General features: G+C 39.0%; 19 protein-coding genes. 13 read left to right on the forward strand and 6 right to left on the reverse strand.

The genetic code is table 11. The features are described from left to right. Positions 1-589: 589 nt before the first annotated feature. Positions 590-2,590 carry a putative porin gene (locus IV512_RS19040; protein ID WP_209406250.1) on the reverse strand — a complete coding sequence of 667 codons (2,001 nt, stop codon included), beginning with the start codon at positions 2,588-2,590 and terminating at the stop codon, positions 590-592. A gap of 138 nt (positions 2,591-2,728) precedes the next feature. Here IV512_RS19040 and IV512_RS19045 point away from each other — a divergent pair, with 138 nt between their 5' ends. The 5 genes from IV512_RS19045 to IV512_RS19065 all read left to right on the forward strand — a co-directional run bounded on the left by IV512_RS19045 (position 2,729) and on the right by IV512_RS19065 (position 9,151). Next, on the forward strand, positions 2,729-3,328 hold the full coding sequence (locus tag IV512_RS19045) for a ribonuclease HII (RefSeq protein ID WP_209406252.1): 600 nt from the start codon (positions 2,729-2,731) through the stop codon (positions 3,326-3,328). 237 nt (positions 3,329-3,565) lie between these two features. Then, positions 3,566-4,918, forward strand: a complete 1,353-nt coding sequence (locus IV512_RS19050; protein WP_209406254.1) for an OmpA family protein — start codon at positions 3,566-3,568, stop codon at positions 4,916-4,918. A gap of 40 nt (positions 4,919-4,958) precedes the next feature. After that, positions 4,959-5,651 carry a hypothetical protein gene (locus tag IV512_RS19055; protein WP_209406256.1) on the forward strand — a complete coding sequence of 231 codons (693 nt, stop codon included), beginning with the start codon at positions 4,959-4,961 and terminating at the stop codon, positions 5,649-5,651. A 35-nt stretch (positions 5,652-5,686) separates the two neighbouring features. Continuing rightward, on the forward strand, positions 5,687-6,307 hold the full coding sequence (locus tag IV512_RS19060; RefSeq protein WP_209406258.1) for a hypothetical protein: 621 nt from the start codon (positions 5,687-5,689) through the stop codon (positions 6,305-6,307). A gap of 60 nt (positions 6,308-6,367) precedes the next feature. Then, the gene (locus IV512_RS19065; protein ID WP_209406260.1) at positions 6,368-9,151 is read left to right on the forward strand and encodes a CHAT domain-containing protein; all 2,784 of its coding nucleotides are present in this window, start codon (positions 6,368-6,370) and stop codon (positions 9,149-9,151) included. Here the strand turns inward: IV512_RS19065 and IV512_RS19070 are convergent. Together IV512_RS19070 and IV512_RS19075 are read right to left on the reverse strand one after the other, a co-directional pair. Further along, a complete protein-coding gene (locus IV512_RS19070; RefSeq protein ID WP_209406262.1) occupies positions 9,143-9,880 on the reverse strand; it encodes a tol-pal system YbgF family protein in 738 nt (245 codons plus the stop codon). The two genes, IV512_RS19065 and IV512_RS19070, sit on opposite strands and share 9 nt — an antisense overlap. Positions 9,881-9,882: 2 nt before the next feature. Next, on the reverse strand, positions 9,883-10,452 hold the full coding sequence (locus IV512_RS19075) for an RNA polymerase sigma factor (protein WP_209406264.1): 570 nt from the start codon (positions 10,450-10,452) through the stop codon (positions 9,883-9,885). Between the two features lie 474 nt (positions 10,453-10,926). On the opposite strand from IV512_RS19075, the gene IV512_RS19080 reads away from it, so the two are divergent. The 3 genes from IV512_RS19080 (at position 10,927) to IV512_RS19090 (ending at position 13,623) form a co-directional block, all read left to right on the forward strand. Next, positions 10,927-11,613 (forward strand): collagen-like protein, encoded by a 687-nt coding sequence (locus tag IV512_RS19080; RefSeq protein ID WP_209406266.1) that lies wholly within the window; start codon positions 10,927-10,929, stop codon positions 11,611-11,613. A gap of 144 nt (positions 11,614-11,757) precedes the next feature. Continuing rightward, complete coding sequence (locus tag IV512_RS19085) at positions 11,758-12,123, forward strand: hypothetical protein (RefSeq protein ID WP_209406268.1); 366 nt, start codon at positions 11,758-11,760, stop codon at positions 12,121-12,123. A 189-nt stretch (positions 12,124-12,312) separates the two neighbouring features. Beyond that, positions 12,313-13,623, forward strand: coding sequence for a kelch repeat-containing protein (locus tag IV512_RS19090; protein ID WP_209406270.1), 1,311 nt, complete (start codon positions 12,313-12,315; stop codon positions 13,621-13,623). 22 nt (positions 13,624-13,645) lie between these two features. Here IV512_RS19090 and lipB read toward each other — a convergent pair whose 3' ends face one another. Genes lipB through IV512_RS19105 form a run of 3 tightly spaced genes read right to left on the reverse strand, consistent with a single transcriptional unit; the run spans position 13,646 to position 15,294 of the window. Then, positions 13,646-14,362 carry a lipoyl(octanoyl) transferase LipB gene (lipB, locus tag IV512_RS19095; protein WP_209406271.1) on the reverse strand — a complete coding sequence of 239 codons (717 nt, stop codon included), beginning with the start codon at positions 14,360-14,362 and terminating at the stop codon, positions 13,646-13,648. Between the two features lie 27 nt (positions 14,363-14,389). Continuing rightward, positions 14,390-15,127 (reverse strand): hypothetical protein, encoded by a 738-nt coding sequence (locus IV512_RS19100; protein WP_209406273.1) that lies wholly within the window; start codon positions 15,125-15,127, stop codon positions 14,390-14,392. Positions 15,128-15,138: 11 nt separating this feature from the next. Further along, positions 15,139-15,294, reverse strand: a complete 156-nt coding sequence (locus IV512_RS19105; RefSeq protein WP_100869533.1) for a YqaE/Pmp3 family membrane protein — start codon at positions 15,292-15,294, stop codon at positions 15,139-15,141. A 130-nt stretch (positions 15,295-15,424) separates the two neighbouring features. On the opposite strand from IV512_RS19105, the gene IV512_RS19110 reads away from it, so the two are divergent. From IV512_RS19110 to IV512_RS19130, 5 genes are all read left to right on the forward strand, one after another. Continuing rightward, positions 15,425-16,171, forward strand: coding sequence for an SGNH/GDSL hydrolase family protein (locus IV512_RS19110; protein WP_209406275.1), 747 nt, complete (start codon positions 15,425-15,427; stop codon positions 16,169-16,171). Positions 16,172-16,210: 39 nt separating this feature from the next. After that, positions 16,211-17,902 (forward strand): lysine--tRNA ligase, encoded by a 1,692-nt coding sequence (lysS, locus tag IV512_RS19115; protein WP_209406277.1) that lies wholly within the window; start codon positions 16,211-16,213, stop codon positions 17,900-17,902. A 432-nt stretch (positions 17,903-18,334) separates the two neighbouring features. Further along, positions 18,335-21,397, forward strand: a complete 3,063-nt coding sequence (locus IV512_RS19120; RefSeq protein WP_209406279.1) for a TonB-dependent receptor — start codon at positions 18,335-18,337, stop codon at positions 21,395-21,397. Between the two features lie 31 nt (positions 21,398-21,428). Next, on the forward strand, positions 21,429-22,955 hold the full coding sequence (locus IV512_RS19125; RefSeq protein WP_209406281.1) for a RagB/SusD family nutrient uptake outer membrane protein: 1,527 nt from the start codon (positions 21,429-21,431) through the stop codon (positions 22,953-22,955). Between the two features lie 112 nt (positions 22,956-23,067). Further along, complete coding sequence (locus IV512_RS19130; protein WP_209406283.1) at positions 23,068-26,445, forward strand: VCBS repeat-containing protein; 3,378 nt, start codon at positions 23,068-23,070, stop codon at positions 26,443-26,445. Positions 26,446-26,515 lie beyond the last annotated feature (70 nt).

Raw genomic sequence — 26,515 nt, forward strand, 5'->3', positions numbered from 1 at the left:
ATAATTTCGCGCCAACGCCGATAAAGTCCTCCCGGCCCCGTCTCTCTATCTGTGTTCTATTCTTTTATTCCAAAATACTTATATGGTAGCTCGCCTTTTAGGCTCGCTATCGTCTCTACAGTATGTCAATGAACTTTTCCTCTAATTCCCGAGGGCTTTGGCCCTCTCCGCCCCTTGTCGACCCGGCATCCAAATGCCGTATGTCTCTCAAAGCGGGTGCAAATTTACAACTGTTTTTTTAACTCGCAACGTTTTTTCGATTTTTTTTCGAAAAAACATTTCCCAAAAACCAGTATGCAAATGAGCCTCTTTTCCCTAAAACAGCTTGCTGTTTTTCGGGCTGCAAATGTACAACTGTTTTTTTAACCCGCAACGTTTTTATCGAAAAAAATATTTCCGCCGACGGCGCACAAAAAAAACAGTATTCCAATGAACTTTCAAAATCCGAAAAACAAATATAATACCTGTTTTTCGGGCTGCAAATGTACACCCCTTTTTCGATTGTACAACCCTTTTGCAAAAGGTTTTTTAGACCCCCGAACAAATACCCTGATTTACAACACCTTAATCAAAGAAAAAAATTGAAGTTTTATGAAAAGAAATTCCAAACCAATCCAAAACGGATAACAAAATCACGGTATGGATAACTCGGTGCTGAATAGAATTGATTCGTCTCACCGAAGGAAGAATTGAAATGTTCGGCCTTTAAATAGATTCGCGTTTGCTGAATTTTAGCATTTATGAAGAAATCGAGCATAGGGTAGCCCCCTAACTTTTCATTATTCTGCAAATAAAACTCACCTAACAAAGGGTTATACCCATTCATATTATAAGAAGTGAAGTATTTTAAGGTCACGCCTGTCTGTAAGAACATGGCCTTTTTAAATACGTCGGAAGAGAAGTATAAGGTATTTCTTGTAACCAGTTCAGGAACGTTCAGCACCTGATTGGCCTGAGATACGTTCTGATACATTACCGTATTGTTCAATGCGAATTTACCCAACTTGAGCTCTTTATTATATTTTAATTTCGTGTGATTTAGAACATTGCTCTCTTGCATGGGGCGTAAAATAGAGCTCTCACCATCTAATTCGGCCGTTGCTTCTGCATTGGTGCCGAAATAGGTATAGTTACCCACTGTAGTATAGTTTAAAGAAAGATTACCCCAGACCTCTGACTCGAAGCCTACGTTTAGGCCATATACCTGTTCTTTTTCAAATGTGCCCAGATTGAACCAATTGTAATCGACATAATCGCTTTGGTTCAATAAAAAATTGAAGTTTGGCATTTGTTCAGATACGTGAGCCCCCGCAAAAAGTTTGTGTTTTTCTTTAAATACGAAAGAAGTCGATGCTTGAATAAAATTTCCTCCGAGTTCGCCTGAGATGTTATATTTTCCTTTTGCCCTGAAGTCAAAACCCTTAATTCTTTTTTCGTATTCTGCACCGACCGCCACTTCTTCACCATTTAATTTATTGGGAATGGTCGTACCATCTTCGGTAATTAAGATACTGTTGAAAAAATAGTTATAGTTATATAAAGATATATTGCCTTGAAGTCTTCCTAATGTAGCATTATAGAACTCTGCATTTACTTGATTGTACATAGTTTTCAGATTGGCCCTATCGGAAATGGCGGTTAAAATAGCATCACCAAAATAAGTGTCTGCGGCTGTTTGATTAAAACTATGATATTTAGTTTCATAGTTGAACTCATGACCGATCCCCAAAGAAGTCTTCTCTGCCCTACTAGAATCTTGATCCTTTTTGACCAATTTGTACAGGTGATCTAGATAATAACGCTTACCCAAGATTCTGTTCATTGCATCATTGAATCGCACATCGATCTTGACCCTATTTGAGAATTCAGGGTCGTTACTTTCAAACTGCACCTCTTCACTTGTGAGTCCGCCATTGGCTTGAACGTCGATATCTTGAGCAGCAATATGGGCCCTTAGACTATATCGCCCGTTCGCCGTAATATAATTGGTGGTCGTTCTAAAGTTGCCCGATTCGGCTTGATTGAACTGATATTTGCCCAAAGACCGGAACCCCTTAAATGCTATTGAAAAGTTTAAGCGTCGAGAAGTATTAAAGGCCAATGATGCATCTAACAACTGCCCTTGTTCAAATGTAGTTTTAAAGAACAAATCTGACATGGGTGTGGCCACATTATAGTATTTGATATCTTCCAGTTCTATATAATTGGTATGAAGTGCAGATGCACCAAGATGAGGGTATAGGCTAGAACTTCTTAAATCGACCCCCAACTCATTATATGGTTGACCAACGTTTGCAAAAGGCATCAATTCAAAATCATCTTTCCTCAGAAAATTGTATTTATATTCCTTTTGAATGGTCAACGTAGTATCTAAGTAGATTGTATCTCGTTGATATGAAATTATCTTATAATCTTTTATTGTTATTTTTTTTGCAGTAGTATCGGTCGGAACTGGCCTTTGTCCAATTTCTCGATTAGGCCCTAGAGTTCTTGAAGTATCTATTTTGCGCCGAGGCGGAATGGAATCTTCTTGCGAATAAAGTTGTAGGCTGAAAAAATTCAGTGAAAGGATAAAAAGAAAATATTTCATTCATGCAGATTACGGCTGTAAAGTTAATTTTTTTAGTTCGTAATTAAATGTGAAAGTTTATTGCTCGTACCAACACACCTTTATTATTAAAACTTTTATATGTATGTTGGAAGCAGATTCACAAGAACAGTCAACAAAATGCTAGAACCTTTTTACAAACTGAACTCATTCGAAGCCGGCACAGATGAGGCTGGTCGTGGGTGTCTTGCGGGGCCAGTTACAGCAGCTGCCCTTATATTACCCGAAGGTTTCAGTAACGACGTGCTTAATGACTCAAAGCAACTATCACATATCAAACGAAATCTCTTGAGACCTATAATCGAAAAAGACTGTAGTTGCTTTGCCGTGGCTCATATCTATCCTCAAGAAATTGATAAAATTAATATCCTTAACGCATCAATTCTAGCAATGCACAAAGCCATCGAACAACTGACCGAAACACCTCAATTCATTATTGTGGATGGAAACCGATTTAAACCCTATAAAAATGTTCTTCATGAATGTATCATTAAAGGTGATGGAAAATATATGAGCATCGCAGGAGCTTCAGTATTAGCAAAAACGTATCGCGATGCTTATATGGAAAAGCTACACGACGAATACCCGATGTATAATTGGAAAAAAAATAAAGGCTACCCCACTAAAGAACACCGTGAAGCAATACGCGAATTCGGTATAACAAAATACCATCGTAAAAGTTTTCGTCTTTTACCCGAACAATTACAATTGAAACTTTAAAAACCGTTTTCTTACAAAGTAAAGTTGTTGACCAACAACCAATCACACAACTATTTATACCATTCATACAATTTTAAGAGCCCAATAACACGACATTAATTGGGCCATGTTACTTAAGAATTAGTTTTGATGTTAACCTTCAAAGGTTATTGACATTAAATAGTGAGGATAAAGTAGGGAATATAAGAATCGTCGGGTTCGCTCTCTAAAAAACCAAAACACTAAACTGATGTAACAATGAAATTTAATTTAAGCTTCTTTAAATCAGCACTGACATTGGCCGCCATTTTTTTACTGGCGTCAAATGCGAATGCACAATTTCTTAAAAAACTGGGTAAAGCCGCCGAAAGAGCCGCCGAAAGAACTGTTGAACGTCGCGTTGAACAAGAAACCGCTGAAAAAACCGACCAAGCGTTAGACAGTATTTTCGAACCTGGAGCAAAGGGCAGTAACAAAAGACAAAACCCAGTACCAAATACCAGTCCATCGCCAGACAGTCAAGACCACCAAACCGATCAAGATTCAAAATCCAAACAAACTAATGGTTCACCTCCATCTAGTTCCAACGACCCTGAATCACTTAGCGTATATAGCAAGTTCGATTTTGTACCCGGAGATGCACCCCTATTTGTCGATGATTTTTCACATGAATTTGTTGGCGATTTTCCATCGAGATGGAATACCAACGCCGGTGGTGACTTGGTAAACATCGAGGGACATGAAAATAAATGGCTTAAATTATTACCCGGCAGCAGATCTTTCTATATACCAGACATTACAAATCTACCTGATGAATTCACTTTAGAGTTTGACGTAGTAGGATCTGGCATAGACAAAAAAACTTCATCTCATTCGTATCTGGGCATTACAGTGGTCGATAACAACACCTTCGAGAAAGGGCAAAATTGGGGCAAGGTAGAGTACTCGTTCTGTCAATTTATTGAAAGGGGCTTCGTGATTGAAAATAATATTTCCGGAAAAAGAGGTTTCTATAATGAAACCCAGGCCGATGTACGTAGTACAGTAAAACAGAAGCACCGCGTTTCAATAGCCGTAAACGGGCAAAGATTTAGGTTATGGCTTAACGAAAGCAAATATGTTGATGTTCCGCGTTTGTTGCCACAAGGTATAAAGATGCAAGGTATTAAATTTATGCTTAGAGGTATAGACACCGACAAAGAGTCTATTTATATAAGCAACATTAAAATTGCCAAAGGCGGTGTTGACTTACGCAGAAAACTATTGGCCGATGGAAAAATCTCAACCAATGGCATTCTTTTCGATAGTGGATCGGCCAATATTCAGCCTCAGTCAATGGGTATTATTCGGCAGATATATCAAGTTTTACAACAAGACGACTCTATAAACCTCAAAATTGTTGGTCATACGGATGGTGATGGAGACGACGGCGCTAATATGGCTCTTTCTGAAAAAAGAGCAGAAGCGGTAAAAGATGCCTTAGTCAATATATATAATGTTTCTTCAAAAAAATTGAGCGTAGCCGGCAAGGGAGAATCAGAACCTGTAGGAGACAATAACACGCCAGATGGCAAAGCCCTAAATCGACGTGTAGAATTCATCAAACAATAATTTAAATTAAAAAATAGAATCTTTAATTATTTAACCTATCATGAAAAAGACATTTTTATTAATCGCATTATTCACATTTACCTTAACCGTTTCCAAAGCTCAAGATAGTTGTAGCAAGTATTACCCATTGGAGGAGGGAGTATCTTTTCAATACACTATGTACGATAAAAAAGGGAAAACCGATGGTAAGATGGATTATAAAATTATAGGGGTAGCGAATTCCGGCGAAGGTACCGAAGCCACAATGCATATGAGTTTTACAGATAAGAAGGGTAAGGAGGTATTTGAGTCAGATTATAACTTCACCTGCATCGGTAACGGCATTAAAATAGATTACAATTCTATAATGCCCCAAAAAATGCTCGACCAATTCGGTGATATGGAATATGAAATAACCGGCACCGATATCGAAATACCCAATGATTTGAGCACAGGTCAAAATCTTGATGATGCGAATGTAAATATGGCCATCAATATGGCTGGTATGAATATGAAAATTGAGGTGAACATGATCAATCGAAAGGTAGAAAAAGAAGAAACCGTCACTACCCCCGCTGGCGATTTCACCTGTTATGTTATCTATTCAGATACCGAATCTAAAACTATGGGTACCACACATACTTTCCCGAGTCGCCAGTGGTTGGCCGAAGGTGTGGGCATGGTCAAGCAAGAGACTTATAAAGGCAATGGTGATTTAATGAGTAGTATGCAGCTTACTAAATATTCTAAATAAATAAATTAATAACCAACACTTAATATTTAAAGATCATGAAAACAAAAATCACCTTATTACTAATAGTAACCATTGCAATGACATCTTGTTCAAAACTATGGTATTGGAACAATGATAATACTGTTGAAGAAATCGAACTAACCGAATCTAATTATATGTTTGAAGGCGATCTCTACAAATATGCACTCGAAATCAGAATTGACTCATTACAAAACCGTGTCAAATATCTAAAAGAAATTATAGGTAATAACCAAGGAACACCTGAAATTGAAAAGGAATTTGAAGAAACAGTATCAAGTTTAGAAGACGCAAGCGAAACTGCTGAAGGCGTTGTTGTATTCGATGATTTGACCGGAAAACTAGGAAGAAGAAACCCAATTGGGCCAAGACCACCGAAACCAAGCGTTATTCCTGTTGGTCTAGAATACATATTATCATACAACTTAAATGAAGTAGACCTTGTAATAAATGATGAGAATGGGGCCGAACTAGGTAAAACAGAGGGTAATCTTTATGAAATATCAGGCTCGAAAGGCATGCTGATGTACAAAAAGGTAAATATTACAAATTCGATATCAGATGGAGCCGTAATCAACATACAGCGTTTAAATAACCTGAAACAAGCGGACAGCTATTCTATACAAGTAGAGAAATAAGCTCAGCATATTTTAGTAAATTGGCCTTTGAGAATCAATCCATTCTCAAAGGCTTTATTTATGGTAAGAACTTTTGTTTCATTAAGTTTTCTTCTTCTACCCCTATTGATTTTTGGTCAGAAAGATAGTTATGAAAAGCGAATGGATTATTTATTCGACAAAGGATATGAGCACTTGTATTCGAACAAAGATTCTGCCCTTTTTTACTTCGAAAAAATTGATGACCTCGCCGTTTTAGAACAAGATTGGTCATCTGTTGCCGATGCCCTAAACGGGAAAAACGTTATGGCAGAATACCAAAATGACTTTCAAGCACTTCACAAAAACCTTCTAGTTCTAGACTCTTTATTTGAGGCTCAAAAAAGTTATTTTCAAAGTTTGCCCGAAAATATACTCTACCAAAACGATTTATTATATCACAAAGGACAATATTTTTTCTTAATCAATGATTTTAATAGGGCCCGAAACGAATTTGATAAGACCCTGAATTTAAACAATGATTCTGATGACCCTGAATATACTACTGAAAAGTTGCAGTATACTTCTACGGCCTATAGTTATTTGGCTAAAATGTACGCCGATGAAGGAAAGCTCAACCTTGCAAACAATTATTACGAGCGTAACATCCGGTTTTTAAAACATAACCTTCCAGATGAGAAAAGATTTCTTTATGACAATTATGATCTAATTGCCGAAGTACTAAAAAAGAAAAAACAGTATAAAGAAGCTAACTCGTACTTGCTTAAAAATCTGAACTACATTCTGAGACATGCCGAAGAAAGTGGTATTCCCAAAATTTTAAATATTGTTCAGAACCACAACAACCTAGCCCAAATTGATAGTGCGGTGTTTTATTTGAACATCACCAAAAACCTTTTGAACCAAACCTCCCCGAGTCTATCAAGTTATTATCAGGTAAGCGCAGAAACCCAACAACATAAGGGGGAATATCTGAAAGCCCTACGAGATTATGAAAAGGCCCTTTTACATGCCAAAGAGAAATGGGAAGACCATAAACATTGGGAAATTGCGCACATTTTAAACAAAACGGGGCTGTTGCATGACCATTTTGGGCAACATAAAAAGGCCGTTGCATCTTACGACTCGGCACTTGAGCAAATATTGGGCACCCCTTCGGAGGTCAATCAACATAAGGTGGTACAAATCTTAAATAACAAATCGTCATCACTGAACAAAATTGGCGACCAAAGCATAGCAGCCTTAAAAAGTGTTGAAATGGGCATAGCTATGTTAGACAGCCTAAAACCAACTTTTAAAAGTCATTCGGACAAGTTATTGCTGATCGAAGAAGCGTTTCCGTTGTTCGAATCTGGCCTAAAAGCCGCTTTTATCTTATTTAACGAAACCAAAGACGAAGGATACCTTGAAAAAGCTTTTCAATATTCCGAGAAAAGTAAATCAGTACTATTAATGGAGGCCCTTTTGGCATCGAAAGCCACCGAGTTTGCCAAAATACCACCTGAACTGCTCGATAAAGAAAAACAATTGAAGGCAGAGATTACCCAAGTAGAAAAGCAATTAAATATAGACCTAGAAAACCCAGCCCTTCAGAATCGCATATTCTCACTAAAAAAAGGTCATAGAGACCTCATTTCAAAAATTGAAAACGACCATCCCCAATATTACGACCTTAAATACAATTCGGAGGTAATCAACCTATCGGAAGCACAGCAGTTACTATCAAATGAGGAAGCACTAATCAATTATTTTTATGGAGACGAGGCCATCTATGCCATATTAATCACTAATGACACAAATTCGTTTGTTCGTATACCGCAGACGGAAAACCTGGTTGACGACATTCTCGAATTTAGAAATTTAATATCCGATTCAAAGTCTGACCTAAATGAAGTTACGCAATTTGCAAAATCGCTACACCGGCAACTTATAAAACCAATTCTATCCTCCGATAGAGTATTGAAAAAACTGATTATTATACCAGATGGACCTCTCAACTATATACCCTTTGGGGTGCTGATCGATGAATCTTCGGACTCTTACTTGATACAAAATGCCTCTATTAGTTACGTTAACTCGGCCACTCTATTGAATCAAATCAATGACGACCTTATAGAAAACTCAAAACTTTTGGCCTTTGCCCCTACTTTTGAAGGCAATTCTAAAATAGAGGTAGAACGCTCAGGATTATTTCCCCTTCCACATAATAAAGCAGAGGTAAACAATATTATTCAATCCTTTGAGGGAAAAACCTATGTAGATCAACAGGCCACCCTTCGACATTTTAAAGAAGAGTTAAACGACTACGGTCTATTACATCTTGCAACGCACGCCGTTTTTGATGATGCTTTTCCAGAATATTCCTATTTGGCTTTCACCCAGTCTGGAGATAAAATGAACAACAACCTTCTTTTTACGGCCGATTTATATAACCTGAATACCAAAGCAAACTTAATTACATTGAGCGCATGTGAAACCACTATAGGGCCACTGCAAAAAGGCGAGGGGTTTCTAGGTTTGTCACGCGCCTTTTTCTATGGCGGAGCACAAAGCATTAGTAGCACGCTATGGAAAATAAACGATGCAGCATCATCAGAAATTATGGGTCAATTCTATAAAGAATTGTCTCTGGCTAACAGTAAAGACGAAGCCCTCAGAAAAGCCAAACTACATTTTTTAGAAAACAATGAGGACAATGCGCGGGTACACCCCTATTATTGGGCAGGATATATTATCAGTGGTAATACGGCCCCTCTTAAACCATCTATTATTAATACATGGATGCCGTATGCTTGCCTCGGCATTCTATTGCTATTATTTTTTGGATATCTATATTTCAAACGCCATAGAGCAGCCTCAGTTTAAGGCTTCAATTATTTCTTGCGCCCTCTCTTTTTGGTAATCGAATTGATTAACAAGAATTTCTAGCCACCGCAAGGCTTGTTCCTTATTTTTAGTTTTTAACGAAATCATTGCAAGATACCAATGTGCTTCAGCTTTCAGTTTTGATTCGCTCTCAGCCGCCTTCTGAAGAAAATCTTGGGCTTTGGAATATTGCTCCAAATTCAGATAAGACATTCCAATGTAGAAGTCTAAATAATCGCTTCTATCTGCCGAAGGTATTTTTTCGAAACCGGCCAAAGCATCCTTATAATTTCCTAACTCATATTGCGAAAAAGCACTTCTTTCAATGGTCTCAACAGATTCCCCTCTAGATATTTCGAAGACTGTATTGGGGTACGCTCTAAAGTTCTCTTCGAACAAATCGTTATAATTGGGTCCGGATAAATTGTTGTACCCTAACCAACTTAAACCGACCAATAAGGCAATTGAGGCTGCTATTGCCCATTTTCTATAGTTTGTGTGGGGTAGAGTACGAACCGGAGCTTCCGATGAAATTTCCTTTTCGAACCTGGCCAATTTTTCTTTGAGAACATCCTTTTCCGTATTACGAATGACCTGTTTAAGGTCTTTTTCAAAATCGAATTGTTGTTTGAAACTTACATCCGTTTTCAGAAGTTCTTCAAAGAGTATTTTCTGCTCAACGGTTAGTTGACCTGAAAAGTAATTGTATAATAATAGTTCCTTATCCATGATTAGTAGGTGTTTTCTTGGATTCGTTCTTTTAAATTCTTCATGCAACGCGATTTTGCGGCCTTGACTACATTTTCGCTATTATAATTTCCGGCTTTCATAATTTCTTGTATTGTAAAGCCTCGATAGTAAAAAAGGGTCAGTAATTCTTGACACTTACCACCCAAAGTCTTAAAATGTTCTTTCAGCAACTTTTGTTCTTGGGTTAAATTAGAGCCATCAAGTTCAAATGCACTAATTTGTTCATCAGATTCACTTACTCTAGAAAGGTCATAGCTACCGGAAATCGATTTTTTATTCTTTCTCATTCTATCAAAAATTAAATACTTACCTATAGAGAACAGATAAGTTGAAATGCTGCTGGTCAAATTTTCTAGCTTTCCGGTCATAACATTTTCGTAAAAAACGATATAAGCATCTTGATAGACATCTACATTTTCTTCTTCTGAAAGATGATAGCGCTTGGCAAAGTTCAAGAACTTTGCACGATTGTCTTCATAAACCTTTCGAAGAACCCTATCGGAGCCTTTGCGTAAATCATCAAGCGATATTTCAGCTAATTCATTTTCCATTTAATGTGAATCTAATGAGAAGGTTAACAGCGGTGGCATCTAATTTAACATTTTTTGTTTGCCCACCCTGAAAACGAGCTAATAATTTCAGAAAGGATATAGTAGCAATTAAAAAATAAAAAGTAGCAGTCATGTTAACCTCTTTCTAAGTTTTCATATTAAATAATGAACCGAAAAATGAAAATTATGAACACTTACGAAAAACTAGAATTGTTAAAGTGGATATTCATAACAGCCTTCGTCATTACCCTATTCTTACTCATGACTATACTGTTTCAATATTAAAAAAATCCAACTGAAACAATTAAAAGTATCCGAACCAGTATGGAAAATTCAATTGCAATTTAAAAGCTGGTTTTACCTCACTAAATGAGCATACCCCAAAAATCACAACCTCTTTTAAAAAGAAATTATACGAGGTCGTTAACCTTTATTTCTGGTTTCATTAAAAGCCGTAAACAAATTCTACATATTATGAAAACTACATTAAAATTTTTAACCTGCATTTTTCTAGGTATTGGCCTTTTGGCCATTGGATGTTCAAAAGATGGTGACCCAGGGTCAGACGGACTGCAAGGGGAACAAGGAATACAAGGAGAACCTGGGCAAGATGGTGAAGATGGAGTTGATGGTAAAGACGGTAATGCCAATGTAGTAGCCTCCGATTGGTTCCAACCCACTGAATCAGATTTTACGAGTAGTAGTGATAGCCATAAGACCTTACCCCTACCACTAAGTAATTACAACGTAAATGAAGATGTACTACTGGTTTATTATTATGATCAATATGAAAATAATTCATCTTATTCCCATGTTTACCTCATTCCCTACTATCGCTATCATGTTGACGGACAAACAATAGACAAGTCCATCACTATTGATATAAGACCTACATTTTCTAAGGTATATGTGAACATAAATAGTTATGATCGCAATTTAAGTCCACGAGAGTATCTCTGGGAACCAGATGCTTTAAACCCAGAAAATAAAGGAGTCCGTTTTCGATATGTAATTATTCCATCCAATACAGCAACTGGTAAAAATGCAGGTTCACCATCAATTAAAAACTCTTTTGAATACACTAAAAAAGAACTTTCAAATAATGGAATCGATATAAATGATTACTACGCTGTTTGTGATTATTATGGTATAGCATATTAAGCAGATAAAACATAAATGTTGATCCTGGTTTGAGGTTTATATCCACTTTTATCTTTCCGTGCAAATTCTATCCAAGAGAAACGTTTTTATAAAACGTTGTAAAGAAAGCTATGAGTAATATTCTTTAACACTAAACAAAAACTAATGAAAACAATTAAAATAACACTTACAATAGTCACCCTTGGTTTAACTACATTTTGCCAAGCGCAGCAAACTCAAGACAAATCAAAAACAGATACCACTAAACAAATGAACCTTCTAGACGAGCAGACAAAGGTCTTAGGTGAAGTTTTTAATCTGATGGGAGCGGGAGCGGATAACCCGGTAGGCGATGCGACCAACTATCTTGAATTGATAGAAAACATGGATATGTCAGATGAAATGAAGCAGTCCCTTACTGAACAATACGAAATAATTGATTTAGGCAATGACCCCACGAAGAAAGAAGAACTTAAGACAAAGTTCAGTAAGATGTTAGGCGATGCTAAATCAGAAGATTCTAAAAACTGATCGTAAAACATAAGTAAAGATCCGAATCTGTTAGCGAGCCTCTTTAAAGAAACGTCAAAAGCCAGCTTTTTTTTACTCCCAAAAGACGCAAAACCTCGGCTCAAACTGAGTTTTTTTACACCCTAATGTTAACCTTTACTTTCGGCTACCATTAAAGTGAAACTAAACGTATCACCCTAAAAAAATATTATGAAAACACCAACAACATTCTACCTCGTTCTACTGTTAGGTATGTTTCTACTAAACGCCGCTTGTTCCAAAGACGATGGGCCAGAAGCTCCACCCCCGGCTGCGGAAGAACAACCCAAAGAGGAGGAAAAACCTAGCGAAGAAGAAGAACCTGCCAACCGCGCACCCGAGCCATTTAATTTGATCGGGGTAACGGCCGGTGCCGTTGGTGTAGACGTATACCCTACTTTTAGTTGGCAGACAGCTACAGACCCAGATGGTGATGCAATCACCTACGACCTGTATTTGGGCAAAGAAGAGGACCCTACTGAACTATACACGGCAGACCTTACTAGTACCTCTTTTGAAGTAACAGAGCGCCTGCATACCTATCAAACCTATTACTGGAAAGTGGTGGCCAAGGATCCCGAAAATGCCACGGCAAACAGCACGGTTAACGAATTTAGCGTAAGGGGGCTAAAATTTGACAACACCCCAGTAACCGCTGCTGCTGCTTTCTCGGGAAGGTCTAATCATACCACCGCTGTTTTTGACAACAAGATGTGGGTCATTGGTGGTTATGACGATACAAATAAAAATGACGTTTGGTATAGCGCAGATGGTCTTACCTGGACCGAGGCTACCAATGCGGCCCCTTTTTCCGAAAGAATTAGACACACCACCGCTGTTTTTGATAACAAATTATGGGTCATTGGAGGTTATGACGTAACCTTTAAAAACGACATTTGGTACAGCAACGATGGCATTACCTGGACCGAAGCTACGGCAGATGCCCCTTTCTCGCGAAGATATGGGCACACCACCGCTGTTTTTGACAACAAGCTGTGGGTCATTGGGGGATATGATGGAACCTATAAAAACGACGTTTGGTACAGTAACGATGGGCTTACCTGGACCGAGGCTACCAGTGCGCCCCCCTTTTCGGGAAGATCTGGGCACACCACCGCTGTTTTTGACAACAAATTATGGGTCATTGGGGGATATGATGGAACCTATAAAAACGACGTTTGGTACAGTAACGATGGGCTTACCTGGACCGAGGCTACCAGTGCTGCCCCTTTCTCGGGAAGACGCGGGCATACCACCGCTGTTTTTGACAACAAATTATGGGTCATTGGAGGAAATGATAGAACACGCAAAAATGACGTTTGGTACAGCGCCGATGGGTTTACCTGGACCGAGGCTACTAGTACGGCCCCTTTTTCGGGAAGATCATCGCACACCACCGCTGTTTTTGACAACAAATTATGGGTCATTGGAGGCTATTCAAGTGAAGATGGCTACATGAACGATGCATGGGCTTTTGATTAAGATTAAAGGAAAAAACCTCGGCTCACACCGAGGTTTTTTCTTTTATCAACTCTGCCTCAAAGAGACTTTCAAAATGTTTCAGCAACTTTTCTTTTACTTCGTTCAGGTCTACTTCTTGTTTTCCTAATTCAACATTCAAAGAAGTAACGGCCTTGTCCTTTATGCCACAGGGAATCATTAAATCAAAATACCCTAAATCTGCATTTACGTTTAAAGCAAACCCGTGCATGGTTACCCAGCGGCTGGCACGTACGCCCATAGCGCAGATTTTTCTAGCGAACGGGGTGCCCACATCCAACCAAACCCCTGTTTCACCTTCTGAGCGTTCTGCTTTTAATCCATATTCAGCCAATGTGAGAATGACCATTTCTTCCAAAAAACGGAGGTATTTATGAATATCGGTAAAGAAATTATCCAAATCTAAAATAGGGTAGCCTACTATTTGCCCTGGTCCGTGATAGGTAATATCTCCTCCCCTGTTGATTTTATAAAACTTTGCGTTTTTTGCAGCTAGTTCTTCTTCGCTAATCAAAAGATTAGCATAATCACCACTCTTACCCAGTGTATAAACATGAGGGTGCTCAACGAACAAAAAATGGTTAGGCGTGGGTTTATTGGCTTGCCCTCTACGGTTCTTTATTTTTAAATCTACCGTGTTCTTAAAAAGATCCTCTTGGTAGTCCCAAGTTTCCTTATAATCCTTTAATCCCAAATCCTGTAAAAAGACCTTTTTGTTCATGATACAAAGATATGAAAAGGTAGTGGCCTAATTTTCCAATTCTACCTCGATCAATATAGACTCTGGGTCTTTGAGCATTTCCAAAAAATTAACCTTGTAAATCATGGTTTTTCCGTCCATCGAAAATGTGGCTTCCTCCAAGTTGGTAGATTTTATCTGTTTTGGAAAATGATATTTAAAGGTATAGGTAGAACCGGATAAGAACATTTCGGCACTTGATAGGCTATCTATACTTTGCTTGAACGAGTCTTGGTCGACAATGGCTGTGGAGCGTTTAAATTTTTTCTTTTTAAAACTATAGCTAACCTCTGTAGCTTCGTTGGCTGAATTCTTGGGCATGGGCTTCCCTCCAGCCACAGGACCGATACTACTTGCACTTTGAAAAGCGTTAAAAGCATCGTTAATTTCGGAAACGTCCTTAAAATTGGTGAACATATCAAAATTCATGATTCCTTCTTCGGTATTGACCAACATATGAAGGCTAAAGGGCTCTAACTTTTTTAGTTGGGCCTGCTGTGCAGGAGACAATTGAGCTATACTATCCTTTTTGTCCCGAAGCAAATCTTTAAAAACCAAAGTAGAATCTTTAACTTCTTCCAGTTTGGTAGAATCTGTTGAAGGTAACATTTGGAGCATTTCTCCCCCATCAAAACCAATGTTCATCTTACCTGTTCCATCTTCGTTAAAATGTATTTCTTCGGTGAAGTTACACGCCGTAAAAAAGGCTATAGTAATAACTACAGCCATCAATTTTAGTAAGTTCATTAAATTTAGTTCTAATTGGGGTTGTTCAAAATTACCAATGCGGCTATAACACCGGGCACCCAGCCACAAAAGGTCAAAAGTAGAACAATAAGAAAAGACCCGCAACCTTTTCCGATAACGGACAAAGGCGGAAATAAAATAGCCAATAAAACTCTAAAAAAACTCATAATGAATCGATTGATTTGATTGATGAACCCACCACTAAAAGGTTGGGCTATTCATAAGACGCGAATTTACCTATTTTGTTACATGGTAACCTTAATAAAACCATGACCTGAAATTTTCGTAAATAGTATTATGAAGAACCTAAGCCACACCATCTATATTATCATCTGTTTAGCACTTGTATCATTCACTAGTTGCAGTAAAAGAACAATCGCACCACAAGAATCTTACGAAAAAGAAGTTCCGCAGTCCAAAACCTTAGAAAGTATCGATGGCACAGTAAAATACTTGGCATTGGGCGATAGTTATACCATTGGGGCAAGTGTACCGCCCGATTCTAATTTTCCATCGCAATTAAGTACTGTATTAAAAAATCAATTGGATGCGGAGGTGCGGACTGAAATTATTGCGACTTCAGGTTGGCGAACCGACAATCTTTTAGATGCACTTGACTATACCGACACCACACCACCCTATGATTTGGTTACTCTATTAATCGGGGTGAACAATCAATATCAAGGCGAACGGTTTTCTAAGTATAAAAAAGAATTTAGTGAACTCTTTGAACGCTCACTTAATTTAGCAAATGAAAATACGGAAAGGCTGGTTATTATTTCCATACCTGATTGGGGCTATACCCCATTTGGTCAGGCTTGGGATGTGCAAAAAATTTCGAAAGAAATAGATGAATATAACGCGTATGCCCAACAATTAGCCGATAAACATGGCGTTAAATTTATTAATATTACCGATATTACCAGACGCGGTTTAGAAGACGAAGATTTGGTTGCTTCCGACAATTTGCACCCATCTGCCAAGGCCTATAAATTATTCGTTGAACGCATGGGCCCAATAATCATTTCTCAATTGAAAAATTAGTGTATTGTACCTATATTTGCAGGCTCAATTCAGAAGCATATGCAACTTTCGGAACAAGAATTAATTAGAAGGGAAAAATTGAACAAATTGAGGGCAGTAGGTATCGACCCTTATCCCGCTGCACTATATCCCGTTAATACCACCTCAAAGAGTGCAAAAGAAGAGTATTCAGAAGGGAAAAAAGTTATTCTTTCCGGAAGGTTGATGTCTCGAAGAATTCAAGGTAAGGCCTCCTTCGCAGAGTTACAAGATAGCGAAGGTCGTATTCAGGTTTATTTTAACCGTGATGAGATTTGCCCCGATGATGATAAGACCTTTTACAACGATGTTTATAAGAAATTACTCGACATCGGCGATATTATAGGGGTCGAAGGTGAACTTTTCACTACACAAGTTGGTGAGAAAACGGTATTGGTAAAAAACTTCTCCCTTTTGAGCAAGTCTTTAAGACCGTTGCCGTTGCCCAAAAAAGATGCGGAAGGTAAAGTATTCGATGAATTCAACGACCCTGAGCAACGATATCGACAGCGTTATGTTGATTTAGTGGTGAATCCCAAGGTGAAGGAAACTTTCATCAAGCGTACAAAAATCACGAACACCATACGTCAGTTTTACAATGACAAGGGTTATCTCGAGGTTGAAACTCCGATTTTACAACCCATACCTGGTGGTGCTTTGGCGAGACCATTTTTGACGCATCACAATGCATTAAATATACCTCTATATTTACGTATTGCCAATGAGCTCTATTTAAAACGACTCATCGTCGGTGGCTTCGACGGTGTATATGAATTTTCTAAGGATTTTCGTAATGAGGGAATGGATCGTACCCACAACCCTGAATTTACTGTAATGGAACTTTATGTCGCTTATAAAGATTACCATTGGATGATGGACACCACGGAACAACTACTGGAGAAAATAGCAGTTGAAGCGACGGGAAGCACAAAAGTAACTGTCGGGAAGCACGAAATTGAATTTAAGGCTCCCTACCCTAGAGTTCCTATTTTGGAAGCCATTAAAATTCATACCGGTATCGATGTATCCGGAATGGAGGAAAGCGAACTTCGCGAAACCGCCAAAAATCTTGGTATCGAAGTAGATGATACCATGGGCATCGGTAAGTTGATAGATGAAATCTTTGGTGAGAAATGTGAACATAATTACGTACAGCCCACTTTCATTACCGACTATCCGAAAGAGATGAGTCCGCTGACGAAAGAACATCGTGACAACCCTGCTTTGACAGAAAGGTTCGAACTCATGGTAAATGGTAAAGAATTGGCGAATGCATACTCAGAGTTGAATGACCCGATAGACCAACGAGAACGGTTTGAAGAGCAATTAAAACTTTCTGAAAAGGGAGATGATGAGGCTATGTTCATTGATCAAGATTTTTTACGGGCACTTGAGTATGGTATGCCCCCAACTTCTGGTATCGGTATCGGTATCGACCGTTTGGTCATGTTGATGACCAATAATTCTTCTATTCAAGAGGTGTTGTTCTTCCCGCAAATGAGACCTGAGAAAAAGCAGGTAGAACTTACCGATGAAGAAAAAGCTATTGTCGAGCTATTAAAACCTGTAGGAAACATGGATTTGAACGAGCTAAAATCTCAAGCCGGACTCAGCGGTAAGAAATGGGACAAGTCTATGAAAGCCCTTTCTAAACATGGTTTAATCAAAGTAAATGTTGAGGGAGCAAAGAAATCTGTGGAGTTGAAAGCATAATTTCTATTGACTATTATATATTAAAACAGAGGCCATATGGCCTCTGTTTTTTTAATGCCTTCAATTTATCTTTAAACTTACTCGAAAACAAAGTGGAGTTCTGTGTTACAATTCTGTGGCAACAGCGACCCAAATTATCGGCAGATGATAAACTTATGGGCATTGTCACACAAAAATAATTACCTATAATCATCACTTCAGACTGCTATAATTTTCAGTTTAGATTGAGAAGAGTTTTTTGCACTTACCAGTGCACTGATATTACAAGCCAGTCGACAATCTGCACATTTGCTTTCTTATTTTTTTTTGGGAAAATTTTAAGATTCCAAAAAAAAGGGTAATATTCACACAAATAAACTAATGTAAAATTAACGTAATCTTAATTAAAACCCTTCAAAATCAGAATTTAACAACTCAATACTCGATTTTTTTATGAAAACTAACTACAGAAATCAAATCTTATGGGTGCTTTTTTTCTCGTTATTCGGGATTTTCGCACACGCCCAAGAAATTAGTATCTCGGGAACACTCTCAGATGACCAAGGCCCTCTGCCTGGGGTAAACATTGTTGAAAAAGGTACCACAAACGGCGTAACTACTGACTTTGACGGTAATTATACTATCAGTAATGTCGCCTCAGATGGTATTCTGGTATTCAGCTATGTGGGCTATTTAACGCAAGAATTGGCGGTAGACGGTAAAGAGACAATAAATGTTAACCTGAAGGCCGACTCCCAAAAATTAGATGAAGTGGTGGTGGTTGGTTATGGTACGGTTAGAAAGAGCGACCTCACGGGATCGGTTTCTTCCGTAGATGGTGAAAAACTTAAAGAATTTCCTGTTACTTCAATAGATCAAGGTATACAAGGTAGGGCCGCTGGTGTGCAAGTTTCACAGACATCTGCTGCACCTGGAGGCGGTCTGAGCATTAGGGTGCGTGGGGCCAATTCGATAAGCAGCGGTAGCGAACCTTTATATGTCATCGATGGTTTTCCGATATATCCCGATAACAGTTCTGCAGGGGCTGGGGGAAACCGTAGGCCTACTAACGTACTTGCTACCCTGAACCCAAATGACATCGAGTCAATAGAGGTTTTAAAGGATGCCAGTGGCACAGCAATCTATGGATCCAGAGGTTCTAATGGTGTTGTATTGATTACTACAAAAGCAGGTACTTCAGGAAAACTGAAAATTTCGTATGATGGATCATATAGCTTACAGCAACCTGCGAAAAGGCTAGATGTACTCAATGCTACCGATTATGCTCTATATCAAAATCTTCGGGCGGCATCTAGAGGTATTACAGAACCTTACCCTGATCCCCAATCCTTAGGCCGAGGCACCTACTGGCAAGATGAAATTTTTAGAACTGGTGGTATTTCTAATCATCAACTTTCTTTCACAGGAGGCAGTGAAAATACTAAATATGCCTTTACCGTCGGCACGTTCAAAAACGAAGGAATCGTTTTAAATTCCGATTTTGGAAGAAACAGTATACGCGCAAATATAGATTCTAAAGGTTTTGACGGCAAACTTGTCTTGGGCACCAGAAATACATTCTCTAGAGGTATTACGAATGCCCAGAGTACAGACCGTGGCGGGCCGGGGGGGCTCACCATTACCGCTATCGGTAGTGACCCAACAGAGGCACCTTTTACCCCAGATGGCAATTACAATTTCTTTCTTTATGATGGACGTTTTGATATCAACCCCATAGCCGAATCGGCTGAGGCAAGAGATACGGATAAAACCAACCGTATGCTATCCAATACGTTCGTACAATATGAGCTTCTCAAAGGGCTAAAGGCGAAAACCAGTTTTGGTTTTGATATATTGAACACCAATAGAAGTACCTATTATTCACTTGATACCCGTTTGGGTAGACAAAATAATATTCAAAAAATAGAAGCGTCAAGAAGTCTTACAAATATACTGAGCGAGAACACCCTATCGTATTCTAGTGAACTGAGCGATGCTATTCGCATGGATGCCCTAGCTGGTTACACGTACCAAACTGAAACCAACAAGTACACCGAAGCCTCAAGTATGAATTTTACCATAGATGATGAAGATGCCAATCAGCTTGAAGATGGACTTGAACCTTTAAGACCACAATCTGATCGCATAGAATGGAAATTGGAATCTATACTAGGTCGGTTAAACTTCAGCATATTAGACAAATATCTGATTACCGGTACTTTTAGACGAGACGGTTCTTCGAGATTCGGAGCAAATAATAAATGGGCCAATTTTGGGTCGGCAGCAGTTGCTTGGAAGCTAAAGCAAGAGTCATTCATGGAGAATTTAGATGCGATCAGCGATATGAAACTTAGGTTGAGTTACGGCCTTACGGGAAACTCTGAAATACCACCCTACCGCTCACTTGCATCTCTAGATTTAGCCAATTATATTCTTGCCGGCCAACTGGTGCCCGGCCTCCGCATAAACCGTATCGCTAACGATGATCTAAAATGGGAAAAAACCGGTCAGTTCGATGTCGGTCTCGACATAAGTTTCTTAAACAATAGACTTTCTTTCGTTGCAGACTATTATAAAATTAAAACCGACGACCTGCTATTGGAGGTAGCTCTTCCCTCAAGTATCGGATTCACCAATGCATTGAAAAATTCCGGGGCTCTAGAGAATACCGGTTATGAATTCGCTGTTAACGGAGTTATTGCGAGCTCAGATAATTTTAAATGGGACATTAATGCCAACATATCCTTCGTACGCAATGAAATTACAGATTTAGGAGATTCCGCTCCTTTTAACAGCGCCAGCCCTAGCGGCCATTTAGGGATCAGGGGAAGTTGGGTGGATATCGGCGAACCTATAGGAGTATGGAAAGGCCTTACGGCAATAGGAATATGGCAAAGTGAAGAAGAGATTGCCGCCAACGCTTCCTTTGGGTTTGATAAGCCCGGTTATGTACGATATGCCGATTTAGATGGTGATGGTGAAATAACTGGAGATGATGAAAGCATCATCGGTGACCCCAACCCCGACTTCACTTGGGGCTTATCACAAAATCTATCGTACAAAAATTTCGATCTTGACATCTTCATTCAGGGCTCTCAGGGTAATCAAGTAAGAAACTTGCAAGCTGCGGAACATGCAGATGGGGTTGGCAACTATAATCAATACTCCGTAGCCTTTGAAGATGCATGGACACCTTCAAATACGGACGCCTCAAGACCGATAATAGATGCAAATAGGGAGTTCGCCGATTTTTTTAGGAATTCTTCATTTTTTATTGAGGATGGGTCGTATATTAGGTTACAGAACGTATCTCTAGGTTATAATCTACCTGAAATAAGGGGGTTAGAGGCTGCAAGAGTTTATGTCAGTGCCCAAAATCTTTTTGTTATCACAGACTATTCAGGTTATGATCCGGAAGTAAATAATTCTGGACAGGACAACCTCAATAGGGCCGACGATTACGATGCCTACCCAAGAGCAAAGACATTTACATTGGGAGTTAATTTAAAGTTTTAAGTAGTATTAGAATCTTTATAAAAAAAATATTATGAAATTGATTAAAAATTTGACTAAAAAAAGCAAGTGGCTACTAGGTTTTGCAGCTATTTGTTTAATTGCGGCAAGTTGCTCAGACCTTGATGAAAATCCTGACTTTAGCAGTTCCAACGCTTTCTACAAATCAGAAAACGATGCCCTCACAGCTCTTAATGGAGCTTATGACAACTTAGGTCGCGAATGGTTCAATACCATGTATGCCAGATTTTGTTTTGACTGCATATTGGGATATTCGACCGGATACGAAAAACAGCCCTTGAATTATGCCTCTGGAGCCTTGACACCTGGCGATGGTGTTTTAGCCTCTTATTGGGACATATCTTATAAGGCGATTAATGATGCCAATAATATAATTACCAACGTTCCTGACATAGAAATGGATGAGACGAAAAAGAGTAGAATAATAGGGGAAGCAAAATTTCTGAGGGGCTATTTCTATTACCACTTGGCAGTTTATTTCGATGATATACCTGTATATACAGAACCAACAACATCATTTGATGCGGCAGCAAGTAATGAAGACGGCAAACAACGAGCCTTAAATCAAGCAATTGCCGATTTCATCGATGCGTCGGCTGCATTACCTCCTTCTTATTCCGGTGGGGATCTTGGTCGAGCTACTAAATGGGCCGCTCTAGGATTTCTTTCGAAGACGTATCTTGAAACAGGGCAGTTCAATGAAGCTCGTGATGCGGCTGAAAATGTTATCGATAATTCGGGCTTGACCCTATTTGATGATTTCTCATTTAATTTTGATGTTGAACATGAGAATATGGGCGAACGGCTGTTCGAAATTCAGTTTAGCTATGCTGCCGACCCTAACAAGAATTCGAATTTTTTGGCACATTTTTCACCAACAGACTGGGCCGGACCTGATGCTGAGAATCAGACCGCTGCAGCGGCCGGATGGGCAGACGCCTGGATTTGGGGAGAACCAGAGTTTAGAATGACCTATGATGATGAAGATGCACGTATACCAGGTACTTTTGTAGAATCATACTATTCTCGAAACGTAAACGATCAGGTAACTTGGGACCCTAATGCCAAGTCTAATTTTGTGGGAAGCGGAAGTACTGAAAGAACGTATAGAAGCGCCTATGTTGTTAAATACTTGGAGACGGAACCATCTAGCTGGGATAATACGGAGAGAAACTTTCCAGCACTTAGGCTATCCGACGTTATGTTGGCGCATTCAGAAGCGGCTAACGAAAGTGGACAAGGCGATGCCTATTTAGGTATAAACACTGTTAGGGCCAGAGCGTCTCTGCCGCCTCTATCCGGATTGTCCAAACAAGACCTTAAAGACGCCATAGTTCAAGAAAGAGCTTGGGAATTTGCTTTTGAAGGACAGACCTTTATTACTCTAAAAAGGGCCGGTGTGGAATATATTGCCGACTATGTCAACACATATACCAATCGTGCAGCCGATGTCGACGGTCGCAAAGATGCGGTGCTGCCTATTCCTAATCAAGAGGTAAATGCCAATACGCTCATAGAGCAGAATGCACTTTGGAAATAGTCATAGTCTTTTGGTGAAAAACAAAAAGGGGTCGCATCAAACGACCTCTTTCTTTTTTTGCAATCCTTTCATTTATCGCTAATTTAACCTTCGAAGCTTAATATTTATTTAGATGAATATACGACAGTACTTCCGCTTCTGTATTAGTAGCCTTTTTATAAGTTTGGTTTTATCCTGTACTTCGAAAACCGATCGACCTCACCAAGATGAATTATCTTTATTATCACTTGTTCCTGCCTCATATTCTAATGTAAATTTCAGTAACGACCTACCCGAGAACGAATCGATGAACAGTATTCTTTTTGAATACTATCTCAACGGTGCAGGTGTGGCAATCGGTGATTTTGATAACGACGGCCTTCCAGATCTTTATTTTGCTTCTAATCTAGGTCAGAATAAAATATACCTCAACAAAGGAAATCTTAAGTTCGAAGACGTTACCGTGAAATCTGGTGCTGGGGGATCAAAAGGATGGTCGACCGGAGTTACGACTATTGATATCAACAATGATGGTCTTTTAGATATCTATGTCTGTCGCGCCGGAAGATTTTCCGATAAAAGTCTAAGCAAAAATGAACTTTTTGTTAATCAGGGTATAGTCAACGGCATACCTGTTTTTGAAGAAGAAGCCTCTATATATGGCTTGGATTATCAAGGTTACTCGACCCAGGCTGCATTTTTCGATTATGATAAAGATGGTGACCTGGACATGTATCTGCTTAATCATAATGTTTATGTGGGTGTGAAAGGAAGTTTTGAAGAATTAAAATCTCAAAAAGCACCTTTGGTGGGTGACATTCTTTTTAAAAATGATAACGGAAAATTCGTAGATGTCTCCGAGTCGGCCGGTATTTATCAAAACCCTATAGGTTATGGCTTAGGTATTTCCGTAGGTGACCTAAACAACGATGGTTGGCCAGATCTCTATATCGGCAATGATTACAGCGAACATGATTATATATACCTTAACAATACCGACGGCACCTTTACCGAAAGTATAAAACAAACTACTGGTCATATCTCGAACTATTCAATGGGGAACGATATTTCCGATTTCAATAACGATGGCCTTCTCGATATAGTAACATTAGATATGGTGGCAGAAGACAACTATGGTATAAAAACAAGCATGTCGGGCATGAACCCCGATAAATTCTATGCGCATGTGAATCAAGGCCTACACTATCAGTATATGTACAATACATTGCAGCTTAATACAGGTATTGATTATGGCATGCGACCTAAGTTTTCCGATATCGGTCAGCTTGCCGGGGTATCAAATACGGGTTGGGGTTGGGGCCCCCTATTCATGGATTTGGATAATGATGGTCTTCAAGACCTTTTCGTTTCAAACGGTATTAAACGTGATTTTAGAAACAATGACTTTAACACCTATCGGCGTAATAAGGAAGCGGAAATAATTAGTAACCCAAATCTCGATAAAAAGACCGTACTGAGAGATTTGATCTCTAAAATGCCATCACGTAGAGAAGTTAATTATGTATACAGAAATATGGGCAACCTCAAATTTTCCGACCAAAGTGAAGAATGGGGTCTTTCGTTGCCAAGTTGCTCCAATGGGGCGGCCTATAGCGACCTCGATAATGATGGTGACCTTGACTTAGTGCTCAATAATTCTGATACCCTAGCCTTTGTATATAAGAATAACAGTGTGGAAAAAAAATTGGCTAATTATCTAAAAGTTAATCTAAAAGGGAACAAAAGTAATTTAAATGGCATTGGCACAAGAGTATCTATTAAAATAAAAAATAAACAACAGCTTCGAGAACATTACAACACTAGAGGGTTTCAATCAGCCGTTGGCAATGCCATGCATTTTGGCCTTGGAAAAGTAACGCTGATTGATACGCTAGAGGTAACATGGTCTGACGGCCGTAAACAGCGAATGACTAATATCGAATCTAATCAACAAATAACTTTGGAATATAAAAATGCAAGAGCTGAGGGTATAGCAAAAAAAGATTTCAACCCCACCTTTATTCCGTTCAATGGTGTTTTAGATATTGAACATATTGAAAATGAATTTAACGATTTTAAACGGGAAAGTCTTCTACCTCATAAAATGTCACAGTTCGGCCCGGGCTTTGCCATTGGTGATGTTAACGGTGACGGCACCGATGATTTTTTCTTAGGGCAGTCAATGGGTACAACGCCAAGTTTATACTTGCAAAGAGAATCAGGCACATTTGAGGAAAGTATTCAAAATGACTTTCGTTTTGCCGAGCATAAAGAAAATGTGGCCGCTCATTTTTTTGATGCCGATGACGATGGAGATTTAGATTTATATGTGGTCAATGGTAGCAATGAATCAGAAAATCCGGAAAGTTATAGAGACCAACTATTTAAAAATGAAGGAGGTATTTTTAGGTTACAGAAGAATTCATTACCCGTTTCTTCTGTTAGCGGAAGTTGTGTTGTGCCTTTTGATTTCGATGGCGATGGTGATATAGATCTTTTCGTTGGTGGAAGACAGGTGCCAGGCAAATATCCTTATTCCGCCGACAGTCAACTCTTAATGAATGTCAGTTCAAAAGAAAAAATCGCTTTTAATGATGTTACAAAAGAAATAGCGCCCATGTTACAAGACTTTGGTATGGTCAGCGATGCAATCTGGGCCGATATTGATAACGATACCCGTAGCGACCTTATCATTGTTGGAGAATGGATGACGCCTAAAATTTTGAAAAACATGAATGACGGTTTTCAAGATGTAACCTCAGATGCTAATCTTCATAATGAGACAGGATGGTGGAACTGCATTTCCTCCGCTGATTTTGATGGGGATGGTGACATGGATCTCGTTGCAGGTAATCTCGGCCTGAACTATAAATACAAGGCAAACACTGCAAAACCATTTGAGGTCTATGCCGCCGATTTTGATGATTCAGGTAGCATAGACATTGTATTGGGTTACCACGATCAAGAAGAGTTATATCCGCTAAGGGGCCGGCAATGCTCTTCTGATCAAATGCCATTTATCAAAGATAAGTTTCCAACCTACGATAGTTTCGGAAAGGCCACCATGGCCGAAGTATTTGGTAAGGAAAAACTGAGCCAAGCCGTGAACTATAAAGCTAATAATTTTGCGACCTGCTACTTTGAAAACAAGGGCGGAAAATTTAAAAAAACCGAATTACCTATGCTTGCCCAGATTTCCTCCGTTAATGATATCGCCATAGACGATTATACTAATAACGGAAATCTAGATATACTCATTGCAGGCAACAATTATGCTGCGGAGGTCGAAACTCCACGAAACGACGCATCTTATGGTTTATTACTTGAGGGCGATGGCATGGGGAATTTCAAAACTGTAACACCTGAGAAAAGTGGTTTATTAATTCAAGGGGAGGTGAGGCACATAGAGCCGATCAATCTAATAAACAAAATGCAAAAATCTCTTATTTTCGTGAAGAACAATGCACCTGCCGAGGTCTATTTCAATCAGATGTATCCTTCATCAAAGTAAAGTATTGTTAGGTCTATACGATTAAGTTACTCTTTAAAACCGCCTATAATTTCTTAACTTTAATCCATCT

The sequence above is a fragment of the Pseudozobellia sp. WGM2 genome (assembly GCF_017810075.1).
Lineage (GTDB): Bacteria > Bacteroidota > Bacteroidia > Flavobacteriales > Flavobacteriaceae > JADNYK01.